The organism is Psychroserpens burtonensis DSM 12212 (assembly GCF_000425305.1).
GTDB lineage: Bacteria > Bacteroidota > Bacteroidia > Flavobacteriales > Flavobacteriaceae > Psychroserpens > Psychroserpens burtonensis.
The window spans coordinates 15,055-33,331 of record NZ_AUDE01000024.1 but is presented as its reverse complement, the minus strand read 5'-3'; the positions used below and the strand labels follow the sequence as shown (position 1 = coordinate 33,331).

Annotated in this window: 16 protein-coding genes and 1 pseudogene; 8 read left to right on the top strand and 9 right to left on the bottom strand. The window is 31.5% G+C overall.

The window, feature by feature from the left end; all coding sequences use genetic code 11:
* The first annotated feature begins 12 nt into the window (after window positions 1-12).
* From H593_RS0111385 to H593_RS0111370, 4 genes are all read left to right on the top strand, one after another.
* Entirely contained in the window at window positions 13-1,344 is a 1,332-nt protein-coding gene (locus tag H593_RS0111385) for a DUF58 domain-containing protein (protein WP_028872561.1), read from the top strand.
* Window positions 1,345-2,114: 770 nt separating this feature from the next.
* Window positions 2,115-3,047: a sterol desaturase family protein gene (locus H593_RS19105; RefSeq protein WP_245585043.1), complete on the top strand. Its 933-nt coding sequence runs from the start codon at window positions 2,115-2,117 to the stop codon at window positions 3,045-3,047.
* 184 nt (window positions 3,048-3,231) lie between these two features.
* Window positions 3,232-3,960 carry an acetolactate decarboxylase gene (locus tag H593_RS0111375; RefSeq protein WP_147230875.1) on the top strand — a complete coding sequence of 243 codons (729 nt, stop codon included), beginning with the start codon at window positions 3,232-3,234 and terminating at the stop codon, window positions 3,958-3,960.
* Window positions 3,961-4,118: 158 nt separating this feature from the next.
* Complete coding sequence (locus tag H593_RS0111370; RefSeq protein WP_028872559.1) at window positions 4,119-4,607, top strand: P-loop nucleotide/nucleoside kinase family protein; 489 nt, start codon at window positions 4,119-4,121, stop codon at window positions 4,605-4,607.
* 339 nt (window positions 4,608-4,946) lie between these two features.
* Here the strand turns inward: H593_RS0111370 and H593_RS0111365 are convergent, their stop codons facing one another.
* Complete coding sequence (locus H593_RS0111365; protein ID WP_037052186.1) at window positions 4,947-6,122, bottom strand: DUF3095 domain-containing protein; 1,176 nt, start codon at window positions 6,120-6,122, stop codon at window positions 4,947-4,949.
* 465 nt (window positions 6,123-6,587) lie between these two features.
* Between H593_RS0111365 and H593_RS0111360 the strand changes: the two genes are divergently transcribed.
* On the top strand, window positions 6,588-7,301 hold the full coding sequence (locus H593_RS0111360; RefSeq protein WP_028872557.1) for a CPBP family intramembrane glutamic endopeptidase: 714 nt from the start codon (window positions 6,588-6,590) through the stop codon (window positions 7,299-7,301).
* 120 nt (window positions 7,302-7,421) lie between these two features.
* On the opposite strand, the pseudogene H593_RS20105 reads toward H593_RS0111360, so the two are convergent.
* Window positions 7,422-8,066, bottom strand: a pseudogene (locus H593_RS20105) (sugar-binding protein).
* A gap of 487 nt (window positions 8,067-8,553) precedes the next feature.
* On the opposite strand from H593_RS20105, the gene H593_RS0111345 reads away from it, so the two are divergent.
* Entirely contained in the window at window positions 8,554-9,021 is a 468-nt protein-coding gene (locus tag H593_RS0111345) for a DUF2141 domain-containing protein (RefSeq protein WP_051229714.1), read from the top strand.
* Between the two features lie 80 nt (window positions 9,022-9,101).
* Here H593_RS0111345 and H593_RS0111340 read toward each other — a convergent pair whose 3' ends face one another.
* The 3 genes from H593_RS0111340 to H593_RS0111330 form a co-directional block, all read right to left on the bottom strand.
* The gene (locus H593_RS0111340; RefSeq protein WP_028872553.1) at window positions 9,102-11,321 is read right to left on the bottom strand and encodes a TonB-dependent receptor domain-containing protein; all 2,220 of its coding nucleotides are present in this window, start codon (window positions 11,319-11,321) and stop codon (window positions 9,102-9,104) included.
* 77 nt (window positions 11,322-11,398) lie between these two features.
* On the bottom strand, window positions 11,399-12,325 hold the full coding sequence (locus H593_RS19095; protein ID WP_051229713.1) for a FecR family protein: 927 nt from the start codon (window positions 12,323-12,325) through the stop codon (window positions 11,399-11,401).
* 59 nt (window positions 12,326-12,384) lie between these two features.
* Window positions 12,385-12,897: an RNA polymerase sigma factor gene (locus H593_RS0111330; RefSeq protein WP_028872552.1), complete on the bottom strand. Its 513-nt coding sequence runs from the start codon at window positions 12,895-12,897 to the stop codon at window positions 12,385-12,387.
* Between the two features lie 134 nt (window positions 12,898-13,031).
* On the opposite strand from H593_RS0111330, the gene H593_RS0111325 reads away from it, so the two are divergent.
* Window positions 13,032-14,708 (top strand): hypothetical protein, encoded by a 1,677-nt coding sequence (locus H593_RS0111325; protein WP_157588837.1) that lies wholly within the window; start codon window positions 13,032-13,034, stop codon window positions 14,706-14,708.
* A 90-nt stretch (window positions 14,709-14,798) separates the two neighbouring features.
* On the opposite strand, the gene H593_RS0111320 is transcribed toward H593_RS0111325, so the two are convergent.
* Complete coding sequence (locus H593_RS0111320) at window positions 14,799-15,278, bottom strand: Dps family protein (protein ID WP_028872550.1); 480 nt, start codon at window positions 15,276-15,278, stop codon at window positions 14,799-14,801.
* Window positions 15,279-15,378: 100 nt separating this feature from the next.
* Between H593_RS0111320 and H593_RS0111315 the strand changes: the two genes are divergently transcribed.
* Entirely contained in the window at window positions 15,379-16,329 is a 951-nt protein-coding gene (locus H593_RS0111315; RefSeq protein ID WP_028872549.1) for a LysR family transcriptional regulator, read from the top strand.
* A gap of 119 nt (window positions 16,330-16,448) precedes the next feature.
* Here H593_RS0111315 and H593_RS19090 read toward each other — a convergent pair whose 3' ends face one another.
* The 3 genes from H593_RS19090 to H593_RS0111305 all read right to left on the bottom strand — a co-directional run bounded on the left by H593_RS19090 (window position 16,449) and on the right by H593_RS0111305 (window position 18,178).
* Complete coding sequence (locus tag H593_RS19090; protein WP_037052181.1) at window positions 16,449-16,646, bottom strand: hypothetical protein; 198 nt, start codon at window positions 16,644-16,646, stop codon at window positions 16,449-16,451.
* Between the two features lie 131 nt (window positions 16,647-16,777).
* Window positions 16,778-17,575: a TIGR00266 family protein gene (locus tag H593_RS0111310; RefSeq protein ID WP_028872548.1), complete on the bottom strand. Its 798-nt coding sequence runs from the start codon at window positions 17,573-17,575 to the stop codon at window positions 16,778-16,780.
* A gap of 147 nt (window positions 17,576-17,722) precedes the next feature.
* A complete protein-coding gene (locus tag H593_RS0111305; protein ID WP_028872547.1) occupies window positions 17,723-18,178 on the bottom strand; it encodes a DUF4442 domain-containing protein in 456 nt (151 codons plus the stop codon).
* Window positions 18,179-18,277: the final 99 nt, after the last annotated feature.

Sequence of the window (18,277 nt, the reverse complement as noted above, 5' to 3'; positions counted from 1 at the left end):
CTCAAGAATAATTTGAAACGTATAAAACCATTTTTTCTCCAAAACAGATTTTTCTATGCGTGCATTGCCATTATGGTATTGTTTGTTTTGAGTTTTATTTTCCCAAGAGGTTTTGTGATTGTTAAATTACTCGTTTTGTTATTGGTAACGCTTACGCTTTTAGATACGATCATACTATTTGTAGCAAAAAAAGGAGTGAAAGGTGAGCGCATATTGCCAGAGAAGTTCTCTAATGGTGATGAAAACCCTGTGAATTTAGTAATCCATAACTACTACACATTTAATGTTAATACGACGATTATTGATGAAATCCCAGAGCAATTTCAAGTTAGAGATTTTAGTATTCTTCGGAAATTGGAAGCCTCAAGTACTTCTCGAATTGAATATAAATTACGTCCTGTAGAACGTGGTGAATATCACTTCGGAAAATTAAATATCTATGTCACTTCGGTCTTTGGTTTAATAGCACGTCGCTTTACTACAGATGATAATGCAATGGTACCAACCTATCCTAGTTTTATGCAATTGCGTAAGTACGATTTGATGGCTATAAGCAATAATTTACATCAATATGGAATTAAAAAAATACGTAAGATTGGTCACACTATGGAGTTTGAACAAATCAAAGACTATGTATTAGGTGATGATTTACGTACGATTAACTGGAAAGCAACCGCCAAGCGAAACCAATTGATGGTCAACCAGTTTCAAGACGAAAAATCACAACCTGTGTATTCGATTATTGATAAAGGGCGTGTCATGAAAATGCCTTTTAATGGATTAACACTCCTAGATTATGCCATCAATGCATCCTTAGTGATTTCTAATGTAGCCTTAAAAAAACAAGATAAAGCAGGAATTTTAGCCTTCTCAAAAAAAGTAGAAAACATTGTTGTCGCAGAGCGCCGTACATCTCAAATGAACCTCATTCTAGAAACCCTGTATAATGTAAGCACAGATTTCTATGAGAGCGATTACAGCAGGCTCTACGCAGACGTTAAACGAAATATCAACCAACGAAGTTTAATGCTCTTATACACTAATTTTGAAACCTTAGACAGCTTACATAGGCAACTCCCTTACCTAAAAGGAATTGCTAAAAGTCATTTACTAGTTGTCATCTTCTTTAAAAACACAGAGCTTAATACCATTATTACAGAAAAAGCCGTAACCGTACAGCAGGCCTATGACAAAGTCATTGCTGAAAAATTTGCTTTTGAAAAGCGTTTGATTGTCAATGAACTTCAAAAATATGGCATCCAGTCTATCTTAACGTCTCCTCAAGATTTAACTATTGATACTATAAATAAGTATTTAGAGATTAAGGCTCGAGGCTTGTTATAATTCTAAGTAGATTGGCTTGTAAATTCGGAAATCAAATATTAAATATAGACCTATTAAGACTCTCTCTTTTTCCACAATACTACTGTGCATAATAACCCTATTTTACAGGTAAATAAAACTGCTATTTATGTACTAAAAACATAGAAATTAATAAAAAATACGTTGTAATACCTCGCACACGTATAGAATGCACAAATTTTTTATCTTTAGTGTAAAACAACTCGTTACCGTAGTTATGACCCGTCCTGAAAAGGAGGCTATATAATTTAATAAAATCATATATAAAAACGAAAATAGTAATTAGATGTTTCAATGTACCTTTCAAATTGAAAATTAGGCACCAAAAAAGCGCTACGCAAGAATATGAATAAGACATTTTTAAAATGCATAATTAGAATTCTGAGCATTTTTAGACTGATTCCCCTTTACAAACCTTTATCATAAGTTTGCAAAAGGATATGTATATTGATGATTTAGTAGATCTACTTATTTTATATGTTATTTATATAGACTTACTCATTACATGGGTATAGACCTTTCCAAACGCAGTAGCTATATACAACCACAGTATATAAAAATAATTATAGATATGTAGATTCCTAAATTAGGAATAATTTACTTAACCTTTATCAGTATAATTATAACTAAAAACCTTATTTTTCAAAAAAAGCACATTCAATTAGAGAAGCTCAATTTGTTATGCTGTGTAGCAAAGATTCTCAAAAAAACATAATGTTCCCCATATGAAAGAAAATCCTTTAACTATGGAAATGCTGTTAGACCAACTTGTAGGGTTTGACATTATCCAAGTTGCGGCAATTCCAATGATTTTACTTGTTGTATTGGAATGGGTCCTCACAATTATTCAAAAAAAAGATTATTATGATGGCTTAGATACCTTATCAGCGACATGTATTGGCCTTGTTAATGTTAGTATCTCTGCTTTATTAAAAATAGGAATCTATGGGATAATTCTGTTTTTCTATAATATAGTTCCTTGGAGTATTCCAAGAGAATGGTGGGCCTATATTCTTTGTATTATATCTATTGATTTTTGTAGATATTGGTCGCATAGATTAACGCATGTTAATCGTTTTTGGTGGGCAACTCATGTTACACATCACAATTCTGAAAAATATAACTGGTCTGTGTCTTTTAGGTTGGGCTGGACACAACATATTAAAATCATCTTTTTTATTCCTATCGTTTTGATGGGATTTGACCCTGTCCTTTTTTTTATATGTCATCAAATTGAAGTACTCTATCAATTTTGGATTCATACTGAATATATTAGAAAATTACCTGCTCCAATAGAATATATATTTGTCACACCGTCTCATCACAGAGTTCATCATTCAAGAAACGAGAAGTACCTAGATAAAAACTTTGGATCGACATTTATCATCTGGGACCGAATATTTGGAACCTTTCAAGCAGAAGAGGAACAAGCAGTGTACGGCCTTACTAAACCTATCAATTCATATAATCCCATTACTTTGAATTTTCATGAATGGAAAGACATCTGCATAGATGTGACAAAAAGTCGCTCATTAAAAGAAGCTTACGCAATGATGTTTACAAGTCCGTCTAAATTAGAGATGGTTAAATCTGAATTTAATTCCATTCATTTAAAAGAATATGAACCATTAAATAAAACGAATGCCGATTTTATAAACAATAATAACCGAGAAAAAAAGGTATAATAATCGTCAACGATAAAGTTTTAAAGAAATAAAAACCATGTCAAACAACGTTTATAAACTGCAACTAGATCTGTGTGTATCTAAAAAATTCTTGTAGATTTTATAACTGAGTTTTATACTTTTAATAGCCCATCCAAAGACACACATCGCATCATAAGCATATATTATAAACAAATCATATTCAATGAAAATAAAACATATATCATTCGGACTTTTTTTGATTGTATTGGTTTCCTGTAACCAAAATACTAAATCGACTAATTTAGAACTAGAAACATACTCTGATATTAAAATTACTGGAGCTATGAAAAATGTAATGTGGAAAGGAGAGTTGGAAGGTATTATAAATCTTGATTCTATTACAAACCAAAAAGGTCTTTATGGTATTGGACCTGAGAGCTACTTGACAGGAGAAATTCTGATCAATGACGGACAAGCCTATGTATCAGAAGTATTAACAGATTCTACAATGAAAGTCGAAAAAAACTTTGATGTATCTGCACCGTTTTTCGTTTATGGAAATGTAACTGAATGGCACAAAATTGATTTACCTTCAGGTATTAAGTCAATACAAGACTTGGAAAAATTCATTGACGAGAAAACAATTGAATACAAACGGCCATTTGCGTTTAAATTAAAAGGAGACGTATCAAAAGCAATCATACATATCCAAAACTTACCGAAAGGAACTCACGTGTCCTCACCAGAAGAGGCGCACAAAGGGCAAACAAATTATAATTTAAAAAATGAAGAGGTCGTAATTATAGGTTTCTTTTCAACCGAACATAAAGGAGTTTTCACTCATCATGACTCTTTTTTACATCTACATCTAATTACAAAAGATGAACGTAAAATGGGTCATTTAGACATGGCTGAATTTAATGAAATGGAATTATACCTTCCGAAGAAATAAAAACTATAACCAGAAAACTATATAATTAATATCGCATTCTTTGTGTACTATAAATCCTTTTAGGCTTACTTCTAGTTCATTTTCTTTTGCTAACTTAGTCCTAGTTAACGCAACTAACAATTTACAAATACGTTAGTTGCGCAGTATAGAGAAACAAAATGATACATTTAATAACAGGAAATACAGGTTCAGGAAAAACAACATACTCAGCGGAATTAAAAAGTAAAACGAACGGAATTATTTTTTCAATTGACCAGTGGAATAAGTCACTATTTCTTGCCGACAAAAAACCAAACGACGGACTGCAATGGTTTCTTGAAAGAATTGATAGAGCAGAAAAAATAATAATGGAGTTAGTTCAACAATTGGAAAATTCAAAAACCGATTCCATTCTAGACTTAGGGTTATCAAAATTTGAGCATAGAGAAAAATTTAGAAAATTTTCTAAATCTAATGGTTACGACACAAAAATTCACTTTTTGGATATTTCAAAAGAAACTCGGCTTAAAAGAGTATTGAAAAGAAATAATGAAAAAGGAGCCACATTCGAATTTAAAGTAAGTCAAGAAAATTTTGACTTTATGGAAAGTTGGTTTGAAAAACCAACTGAAAAAGAAATTACTGATGGTATAATTATTACCGAGTAAATACAACTAACAAAGACGCGTATACCAAATTGCTTGATTCTACTTGGTTCCCAAAGCATCCTATGGATTACTCTCTCGCTAATTTCATTTAACTAATGCATTTCCAACTAACCATTATCAAACAGATTATACTATTTTTATAGGTAGACAAATAGAAATATATTTTATTACTAAATTTGATAAGCATTCATCTATAATTAAGAAGACAAAAAGTAAAGACACAAATAAAGACCAAGCTAAAGCTCCTAAACAAAAGAGGCTAAACAAATATGATTTCTATATTGTGAAAATGCAAACACTAACAATAGTATTAATTACTCGCTAATATAATATCATAATTTAAGGTTGTCTAAATTGTGATTTTTTAAGCTTTTCCTTAAACATAATTGCTGCACTTGTATAACCACCCTCTGTACCATCTACAAAGTGAATGTGTTTTTCTTCTCTATCTTCTATATAACAAGACATTATAGAAGCATGAGTGACATGCATACCATATATAATTGTTTTATTAAACTCTAAATCATCGAGGAAACTTTTCAAACTAGCTATTTGTTGATCTGTTCCAGAAATCACGGTATTTAGAAAACCATCTAGCATTATCGTATCTGACAATTGGACAACTCTATATTTATATAATCTACCTGCTTTAAAAAATTTAAAATAAAACGCTCCAATCTTAGTAACTAACCAACTACTTGCTAAATAAGTAAGTTGATATTTTCCGATTTTGGTATACATTTCTTTTCTAATTTTCGCCAAAGACGTATTTAGTTTCAATTTAATTGTAGAAATTGGATTACGTTTTTCTAAATCGCCAAAAATCAAATCTATTTCTTTCATAATGGCTCCATATACTTGGGCTTGTTGTTTTTCCATAGCACAATCTACCAGAAGACATATCACCTTTTTATCTATTTGATTAGGGTAAATTTCATCCCATCTGCATTCCATTCCTTCCAAATTAAGTTTTATATTTTGTTTAGCGCTTATCAAATTAGGTTTAAAACTGTCCTTAATTGTTCGTTCTGCATATTTCAATCCATTACCTAAAACTACAGGAGTAGTAAGATATTTATTATGTCTAATTTTAGTGATTTTTAATGTAACGTTGTCCTTATAAACTTTGCCGACCTCTAATTGCCCTACTCGTAAATTTAACTCCAAGGTTTTTTTAATATGCTGACTGTAATTATTCAAGGCCAATAAGACCGGCTTTAATACAGCAGTTGGGACAAGAAACGTAGAACCATCCCCTCCAAAAAAATAAGGAATTTTAATTGTTTTGTCTACAGTTTTCAAAGTGTTTAAAACTGTAATGATACTGCCTGTAGCACTCAGATTAACATCGTTATGTAAACCCTTAGAAACAGCATCTGTAGAATTCTCTATGTCTGTTATGACTATATACCAATTTTCAGGGACATTGTAAAATAAACTATCATTTTTTAAAAGTTCTGTAAGTGGTAAATTATTTTTAGAAATATCTTTGTAAAAATTTAAATCATTTTCCATAGTCACGACATATCTCTTATTTAATAAGTCTTTTTAAAGATAATACTTAAGCTCAAGATAAAACTAGTTCTTAAAAAGAATTATTAATTATTAAAAATAAATCTTCAGCTTAGCAATACATCATAATTAAATATTAGCTAATGAGTATCATTACCCTTCCAATTACCCATGTATTCTGAAAACAAATAATTAGTGGTTTTGCGAAGTCTGTAGACTTAATGTGTATATAATTAAGTCCTTATTACAAGACAACTCATAAAAATAAGCACTCCAAATAATTCTCGATATATAATTCGGTTTTCATGAGCTAAACCAATTACTTACCTGTCAGTAAATGTATTACACTTAATTCCCTCAATGCATATAAAACCTTAGCACATAAATAAGAAACATAAAAATTAATAATGTAAATTGAATCCTTAACGCATAACCGCCTGTAAATAATAGCGTCAAATAAAAAATTATATGACTTCTAAACAAAAAGAAATTCCAAAGAACTTAATTACTCCCGCTAATCATAAAGGAATTTTATTAGACCTAATTATTTACATCTCCGTAATGTTTCTCATACGAGAAATATATTTCCCGAGTATCAGTTTCATTATAAATGGTCTTTTTTGGTCGTTTTCAACTTTGGTCGTTGCCACTTGGAGGATGAGGGTTCGCAATGTTTCTTGGAAAGACTTAGGCCTTAGCAAACCTAAGAACATCAAAAAAATGTTGTTAGTCTCTATTGGAATTTTATTAGCAACAGTATCAGTAATACTACTTTTTCAAATTGTAAAAGACCAATTACCTTTTTCTTTAGAATCAAATAATTATTCTAAAAATTCTGTATCTAAATTTGGAAATCTAAAAGGGAATTGGTTACTTTTTTTGACAATCATACCAGCAGTTCTAGTTGAATCAATGTTAGAAGAATTATTAGATAGAGGATTCTTATTGAATTGGCTAGAAAAATTATTCTCAAAAACGTCTATAGCTACAGCTCTTGCTGTGCTTTTACAAGCAATAATTTTTGGTTTTAGACACTCACACAATTTATCAGAAAGATCAATAACAGTTGGACTTATTGGTTTAGTTATGGGAATAGGATACGTTAAATTTGGACGAAATTTATGGCCACTAATTATTGCTCATTGTATATTAAATACCATCTCTATGATAGATAGAGTGTAGTAATTTTTAAAAACAAAAGATAAATAACAATTGAAAAACTAAATAAAAGAATACGTTTCTAGTAGAATAGTAAATGGACTAAAAATTGAGGAAGTAATTGTTAAAAGCAATTACTTAAACTTATTCTATAAATAAGATACTGCCAAACACATCAGAATTAATATAGCCATCATCATTATTAATCCCGTGGGTCATTTTTGAGCCCATGAAATTCTCACGATTATTGTTTCCATCATTATCTCCATAAGCTATTGAAAACCCAATACTTTTTTTATTTAAAATTTTCACTGGCACGTTATCTGTAGAGTTTTCATCAAATTGATCATCAAAAAGTTTAATAGCCATCTCCCAGAGATGTCTATTTTCCTCTTGGAACCTCACAACTTCAATATGATTATCAAAAAAAATGGTTTCTTGTGATGCGCCTTTGTCAATTACATGACCTTCAGTAGACACGTGATAAGCAAAAGCTTGATGATTATACTGGTGAATCCCTCCAGATCTATCTTCATCAAGAAACACCTCTACATAATCGCCTTTCCAATAATTTTATTTTCCATTTGCGAGCGTGGGACTGAGGTGTTCATCTATAACTTCTACCAAAATATATAAAAACTGGCTATCCCAAGCTAATTTGAATCGTCCATGATAATCCGTAGAATCAACAGGTTCGCCCAACCACACATAATTCATACTATACCAATCTGCACTTTTCCAAATTGAATCTTTACTACAACCATCAATCGTTAATGGCACGAGCGTCATTTGCGCATTAAACGCACCATCTACATTAGATTGAGAGTTAGGTGTCTCTAAATTTAATTGACAATAATCGGGCGTATTGGAAGCTGTTTGCGTAGCAGTCTTATTTAAACAACTTACTAAAAATAAAATAAAAGTGATCATTGCAACCATTGTCATCAACTTCTTAGTCTTCACAAAGTTCTCCACAGTACGTTTAACTTCCATTTTTTCTACTAAAATAAAATAAAGTTATATAACTTAGAGTGATTGATGTTTTTTTCTACTCCTGTTAAAAGTAATAAGAGAATAATTATTAGTAAATAATTAGCCCTAAAAAAGAGGATATCATTTTTTTAGTGATATACCTCTTTTTTACAACTCATCTATAAAAAATTACAGTTGGGTTAGTCTCTTTTCGCAATTATCTAATTAAGTAAGATCTTTGAATCATCAATAACAAACAATCCTGCTAAACATAGCTTTAGTTAACCATTTAAAACAACCTATTATGAAATCAACAATTCACAAACTAATTAAGAATTACAGAACTCTTGTAAGTAAAACTTTAGTCTTATCTATCGTATTAATGCTAGTATCAACTTTAGGGTTTGCTCAAGAAGCAAAAGGACAAACTATAACTGTAACTATAGAAAACGCGAAAAGTGATGATGGTAAAATACTAGTATCACTAAACACAAAAGACAACTTTATGAAAGGTGCTGGAGTTCAAAATGCAGCATCCGAAATTAAAGACGGAACAGCAACTATTACTTTTGAAAACGTACAACCAGGAGAATATGCTGTTATGGTAATGCACGACGCAAACGGAAACAATAAATTAGATTTTGAAGCTAACGGTATGCCTAAAGAATCTTACGGAACATCAAATAACCCAAGAAGTTTTGGACCTCCAAACTATGACGATGCAAAATTTAATGTGGATAAAGAAGATTTAAAATTATCAATTAGATTCTAAAACAAATAGTATAAGTCAACAAATCAATTATTTAGTCAAAGAAAGAGCCTTGTTAAGAGGTTCTTTCTATTATCAATTAGTTACCAATACAACCTAAACATTAGATTAGGTGTAAAGCCTAATGAAAACTTATCAATCGTTTCGATATCTCCATTAAAATTGTTATTTCCGCGATATTCTCGACTAATAAAATTAGTTTTATTATAGACGTTTCGAATAGATAAACCCACTTTAGCTCTCAGCTTACTCGTTTTTGAAAACTTAAATTTATAGGTACTAGAAAAGTCAAGTCTATGATAATCTGGCAATCGTTTTGTATTTATACCGCTATTAAACTCCAAACCATCTTCTCCAGCTACCGACTCAGTATAAGGCTTTCCTGTTTGCCATCTCCAGCCAAGTGCTATTTGAAAATTAGACAATTTATAACTTAACGATGTTGAAAACGCGTGTCTTACATTAGATCTAGAGTTGAAATAATTATTACCGTTAAGAGCATCAAATTTACTTTTAGAATTATTAAATGAATAACTCACCCAAGTATTAAACCCATTAAACCGTTTTTTTAAAAACAAATCAACACCATATATATTTTGCTCACCTAAATTAAACCTACTGTTTTCAGGATTCAAAAAGCCTAACGACAGCGCTGTTATACGGTCTAATGTCTTGTAGTAATTATCGATATCAATAGTCCAACCATTAGTTGTGTATATAAATCCTGCGGAAACCTGCTTACTATTAATAATAGGAAATTCATTACCGTTTGCCAACCTCCAAACTCTGTTCTCTAATGATAAGTCACTAATAATAGTTTCATCAATTTCACTAATAATCTGATTTTTTATCTCTGCAGAAATTTGAAGTTTCACATTTTTAAAGAGATTTTTATAAAGTAATAATCGAGGTTCAAACCTAAATGCCTCTAATTCTTTAAAATAAGTGGCCCTTGCTCCTACCGTAATGTCAAATAGTTTCGGGTTTTTGTAGTCATAATTTCCATATACACTGTGAGTTTGTACTACGGTTTTATCTTCGTCGAGAATAAACGCCAAATTAGTAGTGTTTAAAAACGCATAACCAACATCTTTTAAAACATACTGATAGCCAAATGTAGCTCTGTTATTCGAGTTAATTTCCCAATCTATTTCCGAAGATATACCAGAATCAAAAATGACATTGCGCTTTTCAAAATCTGACGTTTGCTCACCACCTTCCGAAGTAATAAAATTATAATTGAGTTTATATTCTGAAAAATATGCAGCGGTATGTTGCTTTAAATTAGCACTCCATAATTTTGTCCAACCTAGACCATAACCAGAGTTTTTTATCGACATACGATCATTAAAGGTTTCTTTACTTTCAGTATCACTAACTGTATAATCTAATTGGTTATCAATAGAAATCGCACTAGCATAGAAGTTATTCTGTGCGTTAGGCTTATAGTTTAGTTTGATATTATAATCTAAAAAATCAAAACTATTATCAGGGTTATCTCCATTTTTAATCTTCGTGCTTTCAAATACTTTGTCTGCAAGTTTCTCAAAGGTATAAGATTGATATGTATTTGTATAGCTGGAGCGAACAGAAGCTTGAATAGCCAGTTTATCTTTGATAATAGGCGCTTCAATATAAGCATCACCATTAATACCATTAAAGCCTAATTGAGCTTTAAATTTGTTCTCAATTTTTGTTGTGGTAGTCATAGAAATCACACTTGATGCACGTTCACCATACCTAGGATGTGTTCCTTTATTTATAAAAGTGATATTTTTTGTTGCATTAGGATTAAATGGAGAAATCATACCGAAAAGATGTCCTTTATGGTACATATTAATACCATCCCAGACCAACCTATTTTGGTCCATTTTACCACCTCTAACTAAAAAACCAGAGGCTGTTTCATTTGGACTAACAACACCTGGTAATAACTGAATACTTTCTAAAACATCTGGCTCTGTAAGTCCAGGTAAAACCCCTAAACTAGAAGGAATTAGTTGATAGGACCCATTTTTATTTTTAGATATGCCTTTAGTGAGGTAGCTGGTGATAACAATTCTATCCAGCTTCTCGATATTTGTATTATTTTTTAATTTATACACTACAATATAGCGTTGCCCAATAATCTCAAAAGTGAGCTTGGTTTGAAGTTGAAGTTCAAACAATACCTGATTCAAGGTGCGTTGTTCTCGTTTTAGGGTAATTTTAAAATCATTTATAATGTCATCTTGATAAGAAAACCTCACGTCATATACATCTTCAATTTTATCAAAAGCATTATCTAAACTACGGCTATTCATATAAATGAAAAATTTGGCCTCTTCCTGTGAAAAGGCCAAAAGCGGTAGAATTAACAAAATTTTGATAATCAATTTCTTCACTTCGTGCTCAAATAGATGTTTCTTTTTTCTTTTTCAATATATCGTATTTGCAAAGATTTAAATACTGTTTTTAATGCAGTATCTAAATTGTTATGAGTAAAACTACCTGTATAAATTATGTTGTTATTAATATCCTTTGAATTGATCTCTATATCGTATTGTGCCTCTAAACTCTTTATTACATATTTTAAAGGGACACTTTCAAATGAACTTTCTCCATGAATCCAAGAAGGATTTAAATCAATAGTAGCCCATTTTTCTATCACATTACCATTTATTCGTCTTACAAACTTGGTAGGTAATAAAATGTATTCTTCTTCTTTCGTGGTAACACTTACTTTACCTTCAAAACAAGTGACTTCAAATAGATCACCTAAAGAATTCACATTAAATTGGGTGCCTAATACTTTGACATCTCCATTGTCTGTAACTACAGTAAAAGTGCTTCCTTTTTTCACTTTGAAGTAGGCTTCACCTATTAAATTTAATGTCCTATTATTTTTCCAATCATCTTCATTATAAGTCAAGATAGATTTAGAGTTTAAGATAACTTCAGAGCCGTCTAAAAGCACAATTGCTTTTTGTTCTCCAAAACTGGTCTCTATACTTACTATATCATCACCAAGAATAAAAAATAATCCAAATAACAAGATAACAGATGCAGCGATACCTAGTAACCAATTATTAGAATTTAAATTTCGCACCTTAGTGCTTTTGTTAGATATATGATTTTGAATTTTCACAAAAGAGGTATCTGTTGAGGATTCTAAGGCGTCATAGGTCTGAATTCCTTTTCTAAGTTTTAAAAAAGAATTGTAATCTGCTTTAGAAACCATAGTTTTTAACTTGTCGTCAGAGAGTTCTCCAGCTAACCACTTGGCTAAAAATGTATCTTTTTCGCTATGTAAATTTTGTTCTTCCATGATATTCTAATCCTAAGACAACTTTATTAAATAAAACCCTACCTCTAAAGGTGACTAATTTAAATATTACCAATTTTATCTCTCATTACTACTAAAGCTAAATGCATTCGCTTTTCTACTGCTTTAACTGAAATCTCTAAGTGCTCTGCAATCTCTTTGTATTTCTTTTTTTCTATTCTATTCAATAAAAAAACTTCTTTTTGCTTTTCTGGCAGACCATTTATTGTGCGCTCTAGTTTTTCCATAAATTCCTTTTCTAACATTATAAACTCTGGAGATTCATTCGTTGTATGATTCACTAAAGCCTCTTGATGTTTTTTAACGACCTTGTCGTGCTTTATTGTATTTAGAAAGGTATTTGTGGCAACTGTATATAAATAGCTCTTGACACTATTGTAGTCTACTTTGCTACAATTATCCCACAACTTAATAAAGGTCTCTTGTAAAAGATCGTCAGCCTTATCAATATTTTGAGTTTTAAAGAATAAAAAACGTCTTAAATCTTTTGAATACTGTTTGTAAATAGTTTCAAAAGTTTTAGTTTCACATATTTTCTGCAGATCTTTTCGCATGTGTTGGTTTGCATAATTATACATCAAAACTAAACAAAAACTAATTATAGAAAAAAGTAGGGTTTTTTTAAAGTGTGTTGTCTTAGTTCTGATTGATCACTAAAAAATTAAATCCAAATTTAAAAATTGAAAATATGAAAATTTTAAAATCAGCTTTTTTAAGCATCTTATTTGTCGCTTTTTGCTTGACCTCGTGTACAAACGATGAACCAGTAATAGAGCAACAGAGCATTGAGGAAAGTCTAGCAATCACTGCCTCTTTATCTCAACTGAGTCTACAGTTTAATAGTCAAGGCGATATAGAGACATCAGCAAATCCAGCAGGGAATATTGTATTCGATTTCTGTTTTGATTTTGTCTATCCATTAAATCTATCCTATAATACAGGAACAACAGTAACTGTAAATAGTCTTGAAGGTCTAGTTCAAATTCTAATCAATTCAAACCAAGATTTATTTATTAATGGTATCGCATTTCCTTTTAATGTTGAGGCTTTTGATGATGACTCAGATTCTATAGTAGTCGTGACCATCAATAATGAAGACGAGTTTATTAATCTTTTAGAAGATTGTGATTTTGATAATGAATTTGAATGTGAGTGTACTGAAGAGTACAACCCTGTATGTGTCGAAATAACAGCTCCAAATGGAGAAACATTCTTGATCACGTATCAAAATGCTTGTTATGCCGAATGTGACGGTTTTACCGAGGCTGATTTTTCTAACAACTGTGAAGGAGATTATAACTGGTCTGGAGGAAACGAGTGTTTTACATATAACTTCCCATTGACTATTACTACAGATAATGACGAGACAATAACTGTTAACTCGCAAGAAGAGCTAAACACTGCACTCTATAACTCATACTATTTTGATTTTGTATATTCATTTGACGTGACCTTAGCTGATGGAACATTACTTACAATTGGCAACGAAGAGGCCCTTATTGAGCTATTAGAAGGTTGTTTTGGAGATGATGATGATGATGATGATGATGATGATGATTGTGGTTGCGATGAAGAATTTGCCCCAGTATGTGTTCAAGTTATAGAAGATGGTGTGACAGTAGTTTCTGTATTCACTAATGCCTGTGTAGCGCTCTGCGAAGGATTCACTGAGGCAGACTTTGTAACATGTGAGGACAATAACAATCCTAACAATTGTAGTGAACAAGAAGTGCTTGCTTATTTAGTGCAATGCGAATGGTATATAAACACTAGTCTTTATGAAAATGTAGCTCCCGAATATATAGAATTTAATCAAGATGGCACATTAGAAGTTTATAATGAGGGAACTGATGTAACTGTCCAAGGCTCATGGGATTTAGCTTCCAATCCTAATGCAGGAGATGTATTTATGTTCTTTAATATTGGAGCGCCTTATGCAACGGTATCTCAATTAGATTGGACGGTAACTCAATGTAGCGAAGGATTTATTATACTTGAATCTGGTAATGAGTTTATTCAACTAGAACGCGACTGTGATAATAATAATAATCCGGGTGATTGCAGTGAGGAAGATGTTGCTGGTTTACTCGTAGAATGTCAATACTGGTCGGTAATCATAAATAATCAAGAATATGAATATGTATTTGGTAGCGATGGTACTGTGACTGTTAGTATAAATGACGACTCTATTGCGTCAGGAACATGGTCAACCTATACAAACGGAGTTGGTGATGCAGTAGTTAGTATTAATACAAACTCAGATAACTTCAATAGTGACTGGACATTCTTAAGTTGTTCAGATGACAATATTATTATTAGTAGTTCTGCAAATTGGATGTCTAATATAGAATCTGGTTGCCCATAAGAAAATAAAATTGATTTTTTTATAATTGAAAAGCCCTTCAGATATTATTTTTCTGAAGGGCTTTTTTTTATCTCTATTTTCCTTTAAATATTAGATGCTTTCACCTAACCAAGCTTTCATCATCCAAACTGTTTTCTCTTGTTCGGTAATAAAATCGCTCATCATTGAGTTTGTTCCTTCATCATTAGCTTCAGCAGAATCATCTAAAATTTGACGCTCTATCTTTAATAATTCATAAAGTGAACCCACGATGAGTTGTACTGCTTTTTCATCTTCGGAAATGTTCTTACCCACAGGCACTTTGGCTGCTTTAGAGTAATCTTCAAACGTATGCAAGGGTGTTACACCAAGTGTTAAAATACGTTCTGCAATTTCATCTACTTTAAGATTGGCATCTGTATACAATTCCTCAAACTTAGGATGTAAATCAAAAAACCTTTTTCCCCTAATATTCCAATGAATTCCTCTTAAATTTTGGTAATATATTTGAAAATTTGCTAAGAGCGAATTTAACTCATCAGCAATTTCTTTTGTCTTCTTGGTATCTAAACCTATACTATTAGTTGTCATAATCTTTGTGTTTTGTTCTACGAAGTTAATATTACTTTAGCTTAATATATCATAGTTTTCATGAATGGTTGTTATATCTTTATAGTCTAAATCAATAACAATGACAATCACACAATTAAAATACGTATTAGCTATTGCAGAACATAAGAATTTTACTAAAGCTGCAGAAAAATGTTTTGTTACACAACCTACTTTAAGTACTCAGATACAAAAATTAGAAGATGAGTTAGACGTTCAAATTTTTGATAGAGGTAAAAAACCCATAGAACTTACAGATGTGGGACGCAAAATTGTACAACAAGCAAAAAATATTGTTGACGAATCTGAACGTATACAAGATATCGTAGATCAACAAAAAGGATTTATAGGCGGCGAATTTAGAATTGGTATCATACCAACAGTTATGCCTACACTTTTGCCGATGTTTCTTAAAAACTTCATCAAAAAATATCCAAAAGTGCACCTTAAAATAGAAGAACTCACTACCGAAGAGATCATAACGCGTCTTATGGATGGTCACCTAGATGCTGCAATTGCAGCAACACCATTAGAAAATGACACTATAAAAGAACGTGTTCTCTATTATGAACCCTTTGTAGCTTATGTACCTAATGATCATAGATTAAAAGATAAGAAAAAAATTGACGTTACTGATTTAGACTTAAATGACATGCTCCTTCTAGAAGATGGACATTGCTTTAGAGACGGTGTCATAAACCTATGTAAAGTATTTAAAAGTAACGAAGATGATAAATTTCAATTAGAAAGCGGAAGTATTGAAACGCTAGTCAAATTATCTAATGAAGGCTTAGGCATGACGCTTCTACCTTATTTAAATACACTTGATCTAAATGAAAAAATGTCTGAAAAATTACGTCATTTTAAGGAGCCTTCTCCAGCGAGAGAAGTCAGCATTATCTATCATAAAAACGAGCTTAAAATGCAAATTATAGACGCGCTTCACAATGTGATATCTGGCGTTATTCGTGGTGCAATTGCGTTTCAAAATGTGGAGATCATTAGTCCATTGCCAAATAACATGAAACCTTAATTATTTAAGATTTACACATTTCAGAATACCTCAATTGCAGTTATCATATAATATTATAACTGCGATTTTTTATTGACTTCTTGGGACATAAAAAAAAGCGACATTTACGTCGCTTTTTTTTATGCTTTTAATAAGATTAAACATCGATCTAACTCCGGGTTTTGTAAAATTAAAGATTTAATATAAATCTTAAGCTCTTCAATTTCATAAGGTAATAATCGCTGAAGTGCTTTTTGTAATTCTTTACAAAACAATGTACTGTCAAAACTGACTTTACTGAGTACTGTTTTAGTGTACTCGAACATTGCTCTTGCCATTTTTTTTTAGTTTTTAGGTTAATTAAGAGTAGTCGTGTTATATAGGCTATGTTTTAATTATTACAATCTAAATGTAATGAAAAAAAAGATCGAATTGACTAAGAGTAATAATTTTAACAGCCAATGAAAAGTTAAAACCTATTATCACCATCCAAAATATTACCCAAACCACCTAAAATACTTCCTTCACCTTTACTATTGCCTCCTCTTGGTAATGAAGCTATTACACGACCAGCTAATCTACTAAATGGTAACGATTGTATATATACAACTCCTGGACCTTGCAATTTCGCGTAGAATAAACCTTCCCCTCCAAAAACGGTATTCTTGATACCTCCAATAAATTCAATATCATAATCTACATCTTGTGTAAAACCAATAAGACATCCAGTATCCACCCTCAATGTTTCCCCTAATGCTAATATTTTTCTTGCTGTGGTTCCACCTGCATGCACAAATGCCATACCATCACCTTCGAGCTTTTGCATGATAAAACCTTCACCTCCAAAAAGTCCACGACCTAATTTTTTAGAAAATTCAATGCCTATGCTTACGCCTTTTGCTGCGCATAGAAAAGCATCTTTCTGGCAAATGAATTTCCCATTATATTCTGTAAGATCAATTGGAATAATTTTTCCGGGATAGGGAGATGCAAATGAGACACTTCGTTTTCCTGTAAGATTATTATAAAAAGCAGTCATAAATAAGTTTTCTCCTGTGAGAATACGTTTTCCTGCTCCTAATATTTTTCCGAAGAAACCTGTATCTTTTTGAGAACCATCTCCAAATATAGTTTCCATTTTAATACCATCATCCATCATCATAAAGCTACCAGCTTCTGCAATGACACCTTCTTCAGGATCGAGTTCTATCTCGACATATTGCATTTCTTCTCCGTAAATTCTGTAGTCTATTTCGTGTGAGTTCATAATATTGTGTGTGTTGTTTAGATATCTGCTGTTAAGTTGTGCCCACTATATAAGTTGAAATACTTTTCTATTTGTTACAAATAAATAAAATATGAATATTTTTTTGCACTAAAAATTACAATTGCAACTATATACTGACAGTAAGAGTTACGCTTTTACTTTAAGTGTCCACTCAAAGTTAAAATCTGAAACTTGTAAACCTTCTTTATTAATACCTTTAGCATTTAACCAAACGGTTTGGCCTTCTCCAGTTTGTATCGCTTTTGTGATAGCTTCATCAACTTTTTGTCCTTCATCACAAGAAAAAGTAATTCTGCCAGTAGCCTTTTTTGTAAAGGAAGCATTGTTAGTGGCCACTAACATCGACACTCTTTTACCACTTTCTTTAGCTTTAGACATCACCAGAGCTCCTGTTGTTAACTCTGCAGCCATACCTTGAACTGCCCAAAACATAGAATTAAAAGGGTTTTGATTAATCCATCTGTGTTTTACAGATACGATACATGTAGTGTCACTTAAAGACTTTGTACGCACACCACAAAAATATGCAGCGGGTAGTTTAAATAATAAAAATGTATTGAGTTTACTTGGTGAAACGTTCATATATACTGGATATTTCAGCTAAAATATCGAAAATAATCGGAAATCCAATTTGTTAATATTGTGTTAAAATTAGGTACTATGCGTAACATAATACCTTTT

Excerpts from the sequence above, each read along its gene's own strand:
- H593_RS19105 (WP_245585043.1), top strand. The coding sequence starts at position 2,115 with ATGCTGTTAGACCAACTTGTAGGGTTTGACATTATCCAAGTTGCGGCA.
- H593_RS0111375 (WP_147230875.1), top strand. The coding sequence starts at position 3,232 with ATGAAAATAAAACATATATCATTCGGACTTTTTTTGATTGTATTGGTT.
- H593_RS0111370 (WP_028872559.1), top strand. The coding sequence starts at position 4,119 with ATGATACATTTAATAACAGGAAATACAGGTTCAGGAAAAACAACATAC.
- H593_RS0111365 (WP_037052186.1), bottom strand. The coding sequence starts at position 6,122 with ATGGAAAATGATTTAAATTTTTACAAAGATATTTCTAAAAATAATTTA.
- H593_RS0111360 (WP_028872557.1), top strand. The coding sequence starts at position 6,588 with ATGACTTCTAAACAAAAAGAAATTCCAAAGAACTTAATTACTCCCGCT.
- H593_RS0111345 (WP_051229714.1), top strand. The coding sequence starts at position 8,554 with ATGAAATCAACAATTCACAAACTAATTAAGAATTACAGAACTCTTGTA.
- H593_RS0111340 (WP_028872553.1), bottom strand. The coding sequence starts at position 11,321 with ATGAATAGCCGTAGTTTAGATAATGCTTTTGATAAAATTGAAGATGTA.
- H593_RS19095 (WP_051229713.1), bottom strand. The coding sequence starts at position 12,325 with ATGGAAGAACAAAATTTACATAGCGAAAAAGATACATTTTTAGCCAAG.
- H593_RS0111330 (WP_028872552.1), bottom strand. The coding sequence starts at position 12,897 with ATGCGAAAAGATCTGCAGAAAATATGTGAAACTAAAACTTTTGAAACT.
- H593_RS0111325 (WP_157588837.1), top strand. The coding sequence starts at position 13,032 with ATGAAAATTTTAAAATCAGCTTTTTTAAGCATCTTATTTGTCGCTTTT.
- H593_RS0111320 (WP_028872550.1), bottom strand. The coding sequence starts at position 15,278 with ATGACAACTAATAGTATAGGTTTAGATACCAAGAAGACAAAAGAAATT.
- H593_RS0111315 (WP_028872549.1), top strand. The coding sequence starts at position 15,379 with ATGACAATCACACAATTAAAATACGTATTAGCTATTGCAGAACATAAG.
- H593_RS19090 (WP_037052181.1), bottom strand. The coding sequence starts at position 16,646 with ATGGCAAGAGCAATGTTCGAGTACACTAAAACAGTACTCAGTAAAGTC.
- H593_RS0111310 (WP_028872548.1), bottom strand. The coding sequence starts at position 17,575 with ATGAACTCACACGAAATAGACTACAGAATTTACGGAGAAGAAATGCAA.
- H593_RS0111305 (WP_028872547.1), bottom strand. The coding sequence starts at position 18,178 with ATGAACGTTTCACCAAGTAAACTCAATACATTTTTATTATTTAAACTA.